This window comes from Paenibacillus sp. sgz302191, assembly GCF_057749925.1.
In genome coordinates this window covers 65,429-79,294 of record NZ_JBYLHY010000013.1, presented here as the reverse complement: position 1 = coordinate 79,294, position 13,866 = coordinate 65,429, and the positions used below count along the sequence as shown (strand labels likewise).

Below are 13,866 nucleotides of genomic sequence, written 5' to 3'. Positions count from 1 at the left end.
CCTTCTCCTTAAGCTAATTGTCGTCAAGACGATGCCGGTTCCCCCGAATCGCGCAACTTGGCCGGGGTTCTTTTGAATTTCTTTTTAATGCCTTCCATCCAGCCGTCGAGCAATGTATACATAACCGGAACGAGCACCAAAGTAACAAGCGTCGATAATGTCAATCCGAATGCGACTACGGTCGCCATCGAAGCTTGCGTTTCCGCGCCTTCGCCGAAGCCGATGACCAGCGGCGCCATAGCCAGTACGGTCGTCGCGGTCGTCATCAAAATAGGACGCAGCCTTATTTTGCCCGCTTCAATAAGAGCATCGAACAAAGGCATTCCCTTCTTGCGCAGCTGGTTCGTATAATCGATCAGCACGATCGCGTTGTTGACGACGATACCGATCAGCATGATCATCCCGATAATCGAGTTCATATTGATCGTTCGATGCGTAACGAGCAGTCCCAGTATCGCTCCGACAAACGTCGGCGGCAACGAGAACATGATGATGAACGGGCCGTACAGCGATTCGAACTGGCTGGCCATAACCATGTAGACGAGCACTACGGACAGGATCAATACGAGATACAAGCTTTTAAACGATGAAGCCTGGCTCGTCTGCTGGCCGCCCATTTTCACCTGATAGCCGTCCGGAGGCTGAATCGAGTCGATTTTAGCCTGCACTTTCGCAGAGACATCCCCGACCGAAGCGCCGAAGACGGAAGCCTGAATCGTCGCGACCCGGTTTTGATCCTGACGGCGAATTTGCGCAGGCCCTGTGCCCGGCTCTACCTTGGCGATCTGGCTTACGGGAATGATAGCGCCGGAAGACGTAGTGATGGTAATATTGTTGAAATTTTCCAATTTATTCGTAAAATCGTTCGGATACTTCACCAAAACCGAAATCTGCGAGCTGGCTGTCTTGAACTGCGTCGCCACGCTGCCTTGATAAGCCGTGCGCAGAGCCGTCATAACGCTTTGCAAGGAAACCCCGTAATGTGCCGCGGCATCGCGGTCAACCGTCAGATTGAACTGCGGAATGGAGCGGTCCAGCGTATTTTGTACGTTCCGCGTGCCGTCCACGGAGCTGATTTCCTCCACGACGAGATCGCCCAGCTTTTGCAAAATGGCGAGGTCCGGCCCCGAGAGGTTCACCTGGATATCTCCGCCGCCAAAGTTGCCGCCGCCTCCCAGTCCGGGAAGACGCACTCCGGAAGGAACGCTGACGTTAATTTGCGCGCCCGCGAAACCTGTAGTCAGCCCGCGGATTTGCTCCGCTACCTGGTCGGTGCTTTTTTTCCGCTCGCTGAGCGGCTTCAGCGCAATTTGGATGCTCGCCGAGTTCGTCGCCGACGACTGGAATGCGCCGCCGCCCGACGAACCGACCGAAGTAAACACCGAATCGATCTCGGGAACGGACTTGAGCCGGTCCTCCAGCGTTGCCGCAACTTTGTTCGTCACATCAAAAGCCGTGCCCTGCGGCATGTTCACATTCAGGTTAACTTGTCCCTGATCCGTCTTCGGCGTCAGCTCGCTGCCTACGAACCGGGTTGCATACACGCTGCCGCCGAACAGTACGACGGTGACGAGAATAATGATCCAGCGGTGCAGCATCGACCAGCGCAGCAGCCGGCTGTAGCCGCTGGTCAAACGGTTCACAAAACGCCCGAACCAAACCATCGGGTTCGCCGATCTGCCTTCGGGAAGCTCCTCGTCCACTTTGCCGCGCAAAAATTTGGCCGCTAGCATCGGAACGAGTGTAACGGCGGCAAACCATGCCGCAATGTGGGAGAAACAAACTGTCAGCGCCATCGGCCAGAAAAATTGCTTGACCAGCCCGTCGATAAACGCCGTCGGCAGGAATACGGCAATTTGCGCCAGCGCCGAAGCCATTACGGCGGTGCCCACTTCGGCGGTGCCCACTTTGGCCGCTTCCTCCGGCGACAAGCCTTCGTGCCTTTTGCGGAAAATGCTTTCCAGCACGACGACGGCAAAGTCGACCAGGGAGCCGAGCCCCAAGGCGAGACCTCCCAAAGTGATCGTATTGATCGTCTGATGTCCGAAATACATCATCGAGAACGTACTGATAATCGAAATCGGGATAACCATTCCGATAATCAGGGTCGCTCTGATGCTGCGCAAAAATAAAAGCAAAATAATGACCGAGAAAACGCCGCCCATGAGCGTATGCTCCACAACCGTGTTGAGCGATTGCCGGATGAATTTCGACTGATCGCTCAGCACCGCGATTTTCACGCCGTCGGGGAGCTTGGATTGAATGTCTTTCAGCGATTTCTGAATGTTGTCCGATACCGAAACCGTATTGCCGTCCGATTGCTTCAAAACCGACAGACTGACGCTCGCCTGGCCGTCTTTTCTCGCTTCCAGCGTAACGTCCTGGTACGTATCGATAATTTGTCCCAGCTCGCTGAGCGCAATCGTCTGCCCTTTGCCGAGCTGGACCTGGACTTTGCCGATATCGGCAACCGATTTAAAATCCCCGTCAATGTGCAGAGGAACCAGTTGCTGGCCTTTGTTCACTAGACCGGCGTCCGTCGAGGAGTTGTCGCTGCCGAGCGCCGATGTTAACGTGCTGAACGAAATGTTGTACTGCTGCAGCCGGCTCGGATCGACCAATATTTGAATCTGTCTGACCCGGCCCCCGGACACGCCGACGGAAGCGACGCCGTCCGCGCGCTGGACGTCCGGGCTGACGATATTGTCGGCCAAGTCGCGGAGGGTGATCAGATCCTTGTCGCCGTATAGCGCCAGCGTCATGATCGGCGAGCTGTTCGGATCGACCCGCGAGACGACGGGCGCATCGGCGTCGGACGGCAGTGACCTTCGCACCCTGTCCAGCTTGTCGCGCATCGTTAACGTCGCTTGGTCGATATTCGTGCCGTAGTTGAATTCCAGCGTTACGTTGGCCGAACCGGTACGCGAGTTTGAGGTGATGCTGGTGACCCCGGTTACGGTCGCCATCGCATTTTCGATAGGCTTCGTAATTTGCTGTTCAACCTGTCCCGGGGATGCGCCGCTCCAGGAAACGGAAACCGTTGCGGAAGGAATTTCCAAATTCGGATACAGATCCACTGGCAAAAGCGGAATCGCAATCCCTCCGACAATGACGAGCGCAATCATGATCATGAAAATCGAGACGGGACGATGTACGGAGAAATTAGCTAACTTCACTGTCCCGCCCCCGCTTTCTGAGCTCCCGTATCCGCTCCGCCCGGCTTAGGACTGGCGTCGGCCGAGCCGCTTCCACCTTCTTTGGCGCCAGACTTGCTTTCGCCTTGCGTCCCTTGGCCTTGGCTTTGACCCTGACCTTGACCTTGGCCGCGCTGACCTTGACCTTGGCCTCTATTTCCTTGACCGCCTTGACCCTGGCCGCCTTGGCCTTGACCGCCCTGCCCTTTGCCTCCGGCTGCCCCGCCGCCTTGGCCTTGTGCGCCTTGGCCCACCTGCACCGGAACGTTGTCGGACAGCAGCTCCTGGCCTTTTACGACAAGCTCGTCTCCTACGTTCAGTCCGCTTGTGATTTCAAAGGAAGAACTGGTCATCACGCCGACTTTGACAAGCACTTTTTTCGCCTTGCCGTCTTTGACGATAAACACCGCGTTGCCGCTGGATTGGCTGAGAACCGCATCGGCCGGCACGACGATCGACTTCTTGCCTTCGCTTTTCAGAGAGGATTCGGCGAACATGCCCGGCAGCAGTTCGTGGTTATCGTCTTTCACCTTGATATCGACAAGGTACGTTTTGGTCGTCGCATCCATCGCAGGATGAATGACCATCACTTCGCCGTCAAAGCTTTTGTTCAGCGTCGGCACTTTAACCGCCATCGACAAGCCCGGCTTGAATTTGCCGATAGACGCTTCGGACACATTCACTGTCGCGATGACCGGATCGGTTGCGGCGATCGAAAGAACCGCGGACTGCCCGGCGTTTTGGCCGATAGGCGTCAGGATGGACGTGACGACGCCTTCCACCGGACTCGTCAGCACGCCGTCCTGAAGCTGCTCGCTGATCACTTTAATTTTCGTTTGCCCCTGCTCAAGCTGTGATGCACTGACTTTCAGCCCGTCCGTAGATCCCGCCGTCTGAACGCTTTGCTTCGATTGATCGAGCGATGCTTCCGCACTGTTCAGCGCCGTCTGCTGGCCCGACTGGCTCTGAGCGAGCTGCTGCCTGCTCAGGTCGATCTGGGCGGAAGCCGCCGCCTGCGCGGATGCCAGCTTCACCAGCGTGGAATTCAGCGATTCCTGCGCGACCTGTACGGCCTGCGAGCTTTGCGCCGAAAGAAGCGCGTTCTGCAAGCTGGTCAGCGACTGCTGCGCGCTTTGCGTGTCTTTGTACTGCGCCTGCTGCGCTTGCTGCAGCTGGAGCTGTGCGTTCTGCAGCTTGGCCAGCGCCGAAGAAGCATCGCCTCCGCCCGACGCGGCGTTGTTATAAGCTACGACCGCCTGCTGCACGGCAAGCGTGTAGGTGTCGATATTGTTGTTTTGCGTCGTCAATAAGCTGTCCAGCTGCGAATTGAGATTCGTCTGCGCGACCGTGACCGCTGTATTCGCATCGGCCTGGGCTTTGCTGAAGCTCGCCTGGGCTCCGGCTACGTCCTGCTTCGCGCTCTCCACCGTATTTTGCTGCGCGGCAAGCGCGTTGTTCAATTGAATTTGAGCCAGAGCTACCGCGTTTTTCTGGTCGCTAACCGTTTTGTCGTAAGCGGCCTGCTGCACGGCAAGCGCTTTTTGCGCGGTTGCCACAGAGTTGGCCTGATCGCTGACGGCCTTATTGTACTGGGCTTGCGTCACCGCGTAATCGGTCTGCGATTGTTCCAGCGACTGGCGCAAAGTGGATGTGTCGATTTCCGCCAAAGCCTGGCCTACCTGGACATGATCCCCGACATTCACCTTCATCGAGGTCACCCGTCCGCTTATTTTGGAAGAAAGGTTCGTCGTAAATGCGGGTGTGACAGAGCCTGTAAATACTTGTCCTCCGCCAATGTCGGAAAGTTGGACCGATTGTGTTTCCACGGTCATCTGGCGGGTACCTGAGCGGTTGTTTGCCCCTGTTTTTGCAGTATCGGCCGCAGTGCTGCAGCCGGCCACAGTGACGGTTATCGCAGTGATGACTGCGATGAAAGAAATACTTTTGAGCGTCCTCATGAAATCGAAACCTCCGTCTACATCTTTTAAATAAAATGGGCAAACACTTTTACTCTCAAAATAGCGCACATTTATGATAGAACTGTGATGCATCTATGAATTAATTGTAAAATCATACGACTGGCCGCTTTACGAGTGAAAAAGGAGGAAGCTTTTTGCCCGATCGGGGGCTGGAGGGGCGACTCATCGTCGTGGAGCGAGGCATTGGAAACTTGCCGGTGGTTCGACGGACCGCAGTCATGTGACGGCAAACCATGCGCGGGGGCTGTGCGCGGTGCAAAACCCGCTGGTGACAGGGTCACCACGCCGACGCGCACGTGATCGACGACCGCCGTCTTGCAGCGCAACACCGCGCGTTGGGGGGGGGCTGTGCGCGATGCGAAAACCCGCTAGAGCTGGTGTCACTATGCCGACGTGCACGTGATCGACGACCGCCGTCTTGCAGCGCAACACCGCGTGTTGGGGGGCTGTGCGCGACAGAAAGCCTCCAAACATTCAGCTTTAAGCACCGTAACTCCCACAATTGTGCGATCCCCCCAGAAACCCACACACCAGAGCGGCAGCATAATCTGCCTAGGTGTCTGGCGGGCGGAGGCTGCTTACCGCTAACACTGCACTGCATTGCATTGCATCCGTCATTTTGCATACACATACCTTCTAATGCGTTCACCCGCCAGGCTCCCAGCTGAGTGAAGAAATCAGATTGTAGATAAAGTAACCGGTTAGAGGAACCATAAGGACGCGGCAGCTTTTCACCAACCCACGCCTCTCCTGCATAGGTTGTGGTGCTGAAGTGGGGGCATAGCATGGCTTGGCAGGGGAAAACCTGCGAAAGTGCAGGCTTTTTCCGTAAAAATGATTCATTTTGGCGAAAAGCCTGCAATTGTGCAGGAATTTTCGGCTAAAATGAGTCAGAGCCTATGTTCGCGGCGGAAAGCCTGCACTTTTGCAGGAATTTTTCGTTGCCAGCGTTTCAATGAGCAAAAAGCTGCACTTTTGCAGGTTTTCTCCGCACAAACAAGCAGATTGAGCAGCAGGCTCTGGCGTGCGAGTATCAGGGCAGCCTGACAATCGCACGTTCTCCCTAAAACAGGCCCGGTTCCGCTGAAAAAGCCTCCCACTTTGTGCACTTTTGTGCACCTTTGTGTGCAGGCTTTCTTTGCACGGCCCGGCAGCCGAACATCATCGTCCGCCAAAACAACCAAAAAAGGACGTTTCTTCATAGAAGAAATGCGTCCTTTTTCCGTCAATAATGAAATTATTTGCCCAAATTGTTTTCCTCGTAAAGCTTGTCCATCGCCTGTATAATCGGCTCCGCCGGATCGCGGTTCAGCAAATACAGCGTCAGCAAATATTGCAGCGGCAGCGCGCAGGTGTTGTTCCCTTCATCCACGGCGACGAACCCGGTTTCAAGAACGGGGCCGTGCTCCGGATGGAGCTCAAGATCGACGTACACTTTTTGGTCGGCAAACTCCTCGCGAACGGCTTTCGCGCAATAAGGCACGATATGCTGATCAAACAAAGCTTTCGCCTCGTCTTCCGTTTGCGGCGGCGCCGGCAGCGGATGGCTTTCCGGACTGCGCAGCAATTCGACAAAAAACGAAGTCAGCCAAAGTACGGCGTTCGGATTGTTCTGGAAATTTCTCATCACTTCATTGAGGAAAAAACCGCAGGTGCACGATTTTCCGTCTTTGCTAAGCGTATATGCCAGCATAGGGCCGTAGGCGGGATTGTTGCCGATCTGGCCTTCCACTTCGTATTCCTGGAAATAATCCGCCAATACTTTTTGGATGTGCTGGAACCAGATCATAATGATCTGCGCCTGCTCCTGTTCCGGATCAAGCTGTTCTTGCTCATTGTCCGTTTGGGTTTCGATATCTTTTTCGGTCATTGCAATTGTAGCCTCCTGCATATTCATAATTGGCACAAATACTTCTTTTACATTGTACCTCAATTATGCGCTTGCAGAAAGCATTCCTTTTTATGCATCCGAACCCTCAGCCAAACGGCTCGTACAAAGTGTTCCGCGCAGGCAGCGTTTCCGATACGATCCGCCCCTTGCTGACCACATACCGGCACACCGGCAGCCTCCGCAAAAGATCCGCCGCGTCATCCGCCGGAAGCAGAACGAAGTCCGCCGGACGGCCTTCCTCGAGCCCGTAGCCGTCCAATTGCAAAGCTTGCGCCGGGCGGTGCGTCACCATGCGCACAAGCTCGGCCAGTTCCTCGCGGCCGGTCATGTGCGCAAGATGGGCTGCCATGTGCGCGGCCTGCAGCATGTTCCCGCTGCCGAGCGGATAAAACGGCGTGCGGATGTCGTCATGCGCGATGCTGACGTTCACGCCGGCCTGCAGCATCTCTTTGATTCGCGCGATGCCGCGCCCTTTGGGGAAGCGGTCGAACCGTCCCTGCATCGCGCTGTTGATCAGCGGGCAGCAGACGACGTTGATCCCGGAGCGCGCCAGCAGGCCGAGCAGCTTTTGAAAATAAGCCTCTCCATAGTAGGCCGAGGCGTTGGCATGGCTTGCCGTCACGCGGCCGCGAAGCCCCGTGCGGAGGGCCATATGTGCGACCGCCTCCAGGAAGGTCGACTGGCCGTCGTCGATTTCGTCGCAGAACACATGGACGAAACGGCCGTACTGCTGCGCGAGGCGAAAGCAGATGTCCAGCGAAGCCAGCCCTTCCTCGCGCGTAGGCTCCAGGTGCGGGATCGCCCCCGCTCCGTCGGCGCCGAGCGCAAGCGCCTCCTCCAGGCGGCGCTCATTGTCCGGGCAGGCGCGAAGGCCGTCCTGCGGGAAGGCGATTACCTGCAGATTCACCCAAGGCTTCACGCGGTCCCGCAGCTCCAGCAGCGCACGCAGCGCGACGAGCCCCGGGTCCGATATGTCGGCTTGCGTCCGCACATGGAGAATGCCGTGAGCCATCTGCAGGCGAAGCACCTCCTCCGCCCGCCGCAGCACATCCTCGCGGGTCAGCGATTGCTTGCGCTTCTGCCAGAGGCCGATGCCTTCGAACAGCGTGCCGGTCTCGTTCCAGGCCGGCTCTCCCGCAGTCAGCACCGTGTCCAGGTGAATGTGCGACTCCACAAAAGGAGGAAGCGCCAAAAGCCCGCTCCCGTCAATTTCACGCCGGCCGCTTTGCAGCGGAATCGCGCCGATGGCTGCGAGTTTCCCGCCGCTCACGCCCAGATCGACCGATCGCGCGTCTGCCGGTCCGGTCAGCCGGACATTTCGAAATACAAGTTCATACACCCTCGATCATCCTCTCCCGCTGTTGTCCCGTCAACCTTCGCGGCTCATTTCCGATTCGTGCCAGGAGCTGAGCATCCATTTGGAGAAGGCGTTCACCAATAGGAAAAACAAGATGCCGAGCAGCGAGGCGGAAAGCCCGCAAGCGAACAAATACGGCGTTTTCAGGCGGGCCGCCGCGTAAGTGATCGCATAGCCGAGACCGCCCTTGCCGCCTCCGATCCCGGCGATGTATTCACCTACGATCGCGCCGATAACGGACAGCGTGCAAGAAATTTTCAAACCGGCGACCACGTAAGGCAGCGCTGCCGGGATGCGGAGCCTCCACATCGTTTGAAAAGCGTTCGCATTGTACAGGTAGAACAGATTGCTCATATTGTGGTCCGTAGAGTTCAACCCGATCAGCGTATTCGACAGCATCGGGAAAAATCCGATCAAAAACGCGATAATGACAATCGAATTCATCCCGGCGTCGAACCAGATCACGATCAGCGGAGCGATCGCCACAATAGGAATGGTTTGTAAAATAATCGCATAAGGATACACGCTCTTTTCGATCAGCTTGTTGCTTGCCAGCAAAATCGCGCCGGAGACGCCCAGAACGATGCTCAGCAAAAATCCGAGCACGGCCTCGACAGTCGTCGTCGAAACGGAAACCCAAAGCTCGCTCTTGTTCTCAACGGCCGCTTTGACGATATCCGACGGCTTCGGCACCAGGTAAGCCGGAACGTTAAACCACAAGCATATAAGCTCCCATCCGCCGATAAACACGATGAAAGCGACCAGGGGCGGCAGCAGACGCTTCATGATGGCGGAAAAAGGGTGCCCCAGCGCCATCCCGTCCTCCAGCCTATATGTCCAAGCCGCCCGCTCCCGCGACGGATAAATTTCGTCCGGCAAAATCTGCGAATACACATGATCCACGGCCATAACCATTCTCCTTTCATTTATGATTCGTAAACGATTTTGCCCGGATTCAACAGCCCCTGCGGATCGTTAAGCCGTTTTCTGCGCCCCATGCTTCCGACTTCGCCGCGCCCGCCCTGATCCAGCACCCACGTATGGGGATCGAAAATTTTCACGCCGACCGATTCGAAAAAGCGGATGATCTCGTACAGCCGTTCCTCGCTTTCAAAGCGGACGATCGGCAGACAAGACGGTGTAAGAGCGCCGCCGCTGCGAATCCATTCGAAGTGCAGCAGCACTTCATCGCCGAAATGCGTTTTGATCTCGCGAATTTGTTCGATATAGCGAGTCGGCGAAAATCCGGCCTGCAAATAAGTGAGCGCCGGGTCCGTTTTGATCGCCCAAAGCGTCGTGTGATTCCATGTAAAATCCGATACCCCGATTCCTTTGCGGTATTTATCGGATTCAATGACATGCCCGATGGCTCCTCCGAAGCTGTGCGCCAGCGTCTCGGCTTGGGTCAGCATGCCTTCGGCAATTTCCAGCATGACCGCCGCCGCGCCGGGCTCAATCACTTTGGCAAAAGGGACAAAATAGGACGGAATCGGCCATTCCATCGGGCTGATCAGCCGCTTGCGGATCGATTCGTCCAGCGCCAAAGCTTCTCCGAACTTTACCGATTGCTCGAACGAAGCGAATTGCGCGATCGCCTGCACCCATTCGGTGCGGGGAGCGAGCGGAATCGTCACCTCGGTCATAATTCCGGTCGTGCCATAGCTGTGAATGTAATCGTAAAGTTCCGCGCCTTGGATCGTTAACCGCCGCGGCGTTTCTTCCATCGTATAAATGACCGCTTCCAGCACGTTGCCGTCCCACAGGTTTCCGTACGTGATCGAGCCGATGCCTCCTGAACCGCCGCTGACAAAACCGCCGACCGTCGCCTTCACGAAGGTGCTCGGATAAATGCGGATTTCCTGTCCGCGTTCGCGGGCGGCCTTGTCAACCGCGCCGAGCCGGACTCCGCATTGTACGCGGGCAAAGCCGTCGCCGATTTCAACAATTTGATCCATGCGGCTGACATCGAGCACAATCCCTTTTTTCAGCGGGACGGCTTGGCCGTAATTGCCTGTGCCGGCCCCCCGGACCGTTACGGGAATTTGATGGCGGTAGCCGAATGCGAGAGCGGCGGCAACCTCCTCTTCGCTGCGCGGGAGCACGACCGCCTCGGCGGCCTCGATTCCTTTTAACCTGCTGTCCAGCACCGGCGAGTACCAGTAGTAGTCCTTGGAAAGCTTGGTCCGGGTATCCGCATCCAGCGCAACGATGTCTTCGCCAAGCCTGGCGATCATTTCCTGATTCCACTTGAGTTCCGTCGCCATAATTCTCCTCACTCCCTCCGAATTAATGATGCAGGGCGCCTGACACCTCGCGGACAAGGTCGCCGAAATGTGCCGCTGTGCGGTAGCTTTCATCCCGCGGAAACGGCACCGGAATATCGATTTGCGCGGCGATTTTGCCCGGACGGGGCGTCATGACGATGACGCTGGTGGACAAAAACACCGATTCAAACACGTTATGCGTCACGAAAAGAACCGTCATCGACTTGTTTTGCTGCCAAATGTTGAGCAGCTCGGCCTGCAGCGTTTGCCGCGTAATTTCGTCCAAAGCGCCGAACGGCTCATCCATCAGCAGCAGCTTCGGCCTGGACACGAGCGCCCTGGCAATCGAAACGCGCATCTTCATGCCGCCGGACAATTGTCTGGGCAGCACTTTCATATAATCTTTCAGACCGACGAGCTCAAGCACGCGCTGGGCTTCTTCCTTTTGCGTCTTTTTATCGATGCCGCGCAGTTCCAGCGGCAGTCTCACGTTAGCCTCGACCGTTGACCAGGGCAGCAGCGTATGATCCTGAAACACAAAGGCGATGTCGCTATGCTTACGGGCTTCCTTCGGGCTCATGCCGAACACCTGGAGGCTGCCGCTTGTCGGAGCGCCGAGACCGGTGATCATTTTGAAAATCGTCGATTTTCCGCAGCCCGAAGGCCCGACAAAACAAAGAAATTCGCCTTCCCGTATCGTCAGGTTGACATCCTGCAAAGCGATAGTGCCGTTCGGGTATATTTTGGATAAATTTTTCATATGGACAAAACTTTGATCGGACGGGCCGTCCGGATTGGATACTCCCGCCGGTGCAGATTCAAGACGCATTCGGATTCATCTCCCGTCATTTATCGGAATTTTCAAAGAACTCATCTCAAACTTCGATATGTCCAGCAGCGCTTCCGCGATTAGCGCGCCGTATTTCCGCACCATCGCTTCCCCTTTCTCAGCCGTAGCCAGGGCCGCATCGCCGGAAACGCCCGTATGGGACAAATCGTCCATCACCCAGGCAAAAGCCCGGCTCCGCAGCTGCAAATAGCGCGAATCGGGGTAATTCGGAAATTCGGTCGGCGCAAGCTCCATATGCACCCAATGCGGTCTGGCGGACAGGACGACCGATGTCTCCATGTCTCCGGCATGAATGCCGTACTGCTTTTCCTGCGGCGTTATCCATTCGTCCGCCCCGCCCAATCCGCCCGGGTCCAGCCGGAATACGGCGAGCCCGGTTTCGATGCGGATTTCTCTGGCCATCATATTTAAAAGGTCCGTGTTGCCGCCGTGCGAATTCACGATCACCAGCTTCCGGAACCCGCTTGTGCGGATGCTTTTGGCGATGTCCATTACGACGGCCATCAACGTAGTCGCCGACAGCGAGATCGTTCCCGCATGGCCGAGATGCTCCGTGCTTTTGCCATATGGAATGGCGGGCAGCAGCCATATATTTGCGTCATCCGGCAGCTGGTCGAAAGCTGCGGTCAGGAACGTTTCCGCTATGAGCGTATCCGTAAACACCGGCATGTGCGGGCCATGCTGCTCGACAGCACCGACAGGCAGCACAAGCAAAGTCGTGTCCTTCGGCAATTGAGCCGCTTCAAGCTTGCTTAAACGAGGGAAGAAGCACCGATCCCAGGCTTTTCCTGCGTATCGTCCATTCATTTCATCAAGCACCTCCTTGAGCTTCCATGCACTTCCATTCGTTTCTATGCACCCAAGTAACCCCATTTACTTCCATCTACTTCTATACACTTCTATGAACCCCATGAGCTTCCACTCGCTACTATTCGCTTCTATGCCACCACGGAATCCCCTTTACTTCCGTCCTCTGCTATGCGCCTCCATCCGCTTCCACGTGACGTGCCTCCTAACGCCTCCAAAAATCCCAAATAACAACAAGTTGTCGAAAAAATCCGGAGGTCCTGCAGGCGATTGGCTGATTACCCGAGAAAGTCGCGACACATAGTTAGGGAAGGCTTTGACTTGGGGCGCAGCCGTTCGTGAAGCGGCTGGGCAGCCAGCAAAACCTGCAAAAGTACAGGCTTTTTCCGTCAAAGCAGCCCATATTAGCAAAAAGCCTGCAAATGTACAGGAATTTCCGATGAAAACGGGCCTGAACCCGCAAGTTTGATGAAAAGCCTGCACTTCTGCAGGAATTTTTGCTGCCAGCGTTTCAACGAGCAAAAAAGATGCACTTTTGCAGGTTTTCCCTGGGTTCCCCAGGCTTCTCAGAGCTTCTCCGGCTTTTTTTCAGACTTTCTCAGACTTTCTCAGACTTTCTCAGCCTTCTCAGGCTTTCCCGAACTTTCCCAGGTTTCTCGGCTTTCTCGGCTTTCTCGGCTTTTTCGGCCTTCCCAGGCCTTCTCAGGTTTCTCAGGCTTTCTCAGCGCTTCAAGTAAATGCGCTCGCTATCGCCTTACGCGCGAGTTTCTGGGCAGCCTGCTAACAAGCTGCATTCCGTTAAAATCGCCCGGCGTCCGCACGTTTTAATGCGGATGCCACCTTGGCGACCCGCTCGCCGAGCCGGGCGGCCATCACAAGCTCGCGCGGGTCCGGCGACAGCGAGCTGTCCGGTCCCGCCAGCGTCGAGGCGCCGTACGGCGAGCAGCCGATCGCGTCCGCCGTCAAATATTCCGGATTTGCCGTATACGGCAATCCTACAAAAATCATCCCGAAGTGGAACAAAGGAACCATCGAGGTCAAAATGGTCGCTTCATGCCCCGTATGAATGGAAGCTGTGCTGTTAAAAATGCCCGTCGGCTTGCCCTCCAGCGATCCGTCGGCGCAAAGCTCCCCGGCAAGCTCAAGGAACAGCTTCACCTGCGACGGCATCGTCCCGTAGTACGTCGGGAAGCCCCATAAAATCCCGTCCGCCCAGCGCAAATCCCCGTTCGTCGCGACAGGAATCCCGCTTTGCCGCTCAAGGGCGGCGGTATATTTGTCATAGCGGTCCTGCAGGCGAAATTTCCCGGCAACGGCGGATTCGGGCGCAGCCGGTTCATCCTGCTTGCGATCGTCCCGGATCACCCGGTTTTCGGCGGAAGCCATCTCCGGAATCCGCACGATGCGCACTTCATTCGCGCCCGACCGGGCGGCGCCTTCCCCGGCGGCCTGCGCCATTTCGTAAACGTGCCCGAAGGCGCTGTAATACACGATCAGTATGTTAGCCATCGCATCGCCCGAGCC

Annotated in this window: 10 protein-coding genes; all 10 read right to left on the bottom strand. The window is 56.4% G+C overall.

What is annotated here, in order from left to right; translation table 11 throughout:
- Positions 1 to 23: 23 nt before the first annotated feature.
- Entirely contained in the window at positions 24 to 3,176 is a 3,153-nt protein-coding gene (locus AC3G2T_RS19505) for an efflux RND transporter permease subunit (protein ID WP_488436600.1), read from the bottom strand.
- The gene (locus AC3G2T_RS19500) at positions 3,173 to 5,152 is read right to left on the bottom strand and encodes an efflux RND transporter periplasmic adaptor subunit (protein ID WP_488436599.1); all 1,980 of its coding nucleotides are present in this window, start codon (positions 5,150 to 5,152) and stop codon (positions 3,173 to 3,175) included. The genes AC3G2T_RS19505 and AC3G2T_RS19500 overlap by 4 nt, the downstream gene beginning before the upstream one ends.
- A 911-nt stretch (positions 5,153 to 6,063) precedes the next feature.
- Entirely contained in the window at positions 6,064 to 6,375 is a 312-nt protein-coding gene (locus AC3G2T_RS19495; protein WP_488436598.1) for a hypothetical protein, read from the bottom strand.
- 35 nt (positions 6,376 to 6,410) lie between these two features.
- Positions 6,411 to 7,043, bottom strand: coding sequence for a hypothetical protein (locus AC3G2T_RS19490; protein ID WP_488436597.1), 633 nt, complete (start codon positions 7,041 to 7,043; stop codon positions 6,411 to 6,413).
- Between the two features lie 106 nt (positions 7,044 to 7,149).
- Positions 7,150 to 8,403 carry an amidohydrolase family protein gene (locus tag AC3G2T_RS19485; protein ID WP_488436596.1) on the bottom strand — a complete coding sequence of 418 codons (1,254 nt, stop codon included), beginning with the start codon at positions 8,401 to 8,403 and terminating at the stop codon, positions 7,150 to 7,152.
- A 30-nt stretch (positions 8,404 to 8,433) separates the two neighbouring features.
- Complete coding sequence (locus tag AC3G2T_RS19480) at positions 8,434 to 9,237, bottom strand: ABC transporter permease (protein WP_474681689.1); 804 nt, start codon at positions 9,235 to 9,237, stop codon at positions 8,434 to 8,436.
- A gap of 110 nt (positions 9,238 to 9,347) precedes the next feature.
- Positions 9,348 to 10,685, bottom strand: coding sequence for an FAD-binding oxidoreductase (locus tag AC3G2T_RS19475; protein WP_488436595.1), 1,338 nt, complete (start codon positions 10,683 to 10,685; stop codon positions 9,348 to 9,350).
- A 22-nt stretch (positions 10,686 to 10,707) separates the two neighbouring features.
- Positions 10,708 to 11,514 (bottom strand): ABC transporter ATP-binding protein, encoded by an 807-nt coding sequence (locus tag AC3G2T_RS19470; RefSeq protein ID WP_488436594.1) that lies wholly within the window; start codon positions 11,512 to 11,514, stop codon positions 10,708 to 10,710.
- Positions 11,515 to 11,520: 6 nt separating this feature from the next.
- Positions 11,521 to 12,342 (bottom strand): creatininase family protein, encoded by an 822-nt coding sequence (locus tag AC3G2T_RS19465; protein ID WP_488436593.1) that lies wholly within the window; start codon positions 12,340 to 12,342, stop codon positions 11,521 to 11,523.
- Between the two features lie 798 nt (positions 12,343 to 13,140).
- Positions 13,141 to 13,851: an NAD(P)H:quinone oxidoreductase type IV gene (gene wrbA / locus AC3G2T_RS19460; protein WP_474681654.1), complete on the bottom strand. Its 711-nt coding sequence runs from the start codon at positions 13,849 to 13,851 to the stop codon at positions 13,141 to 13,143.
- Positions 13,852 to 13,866 lie beyond the last annotated feature (15 nt).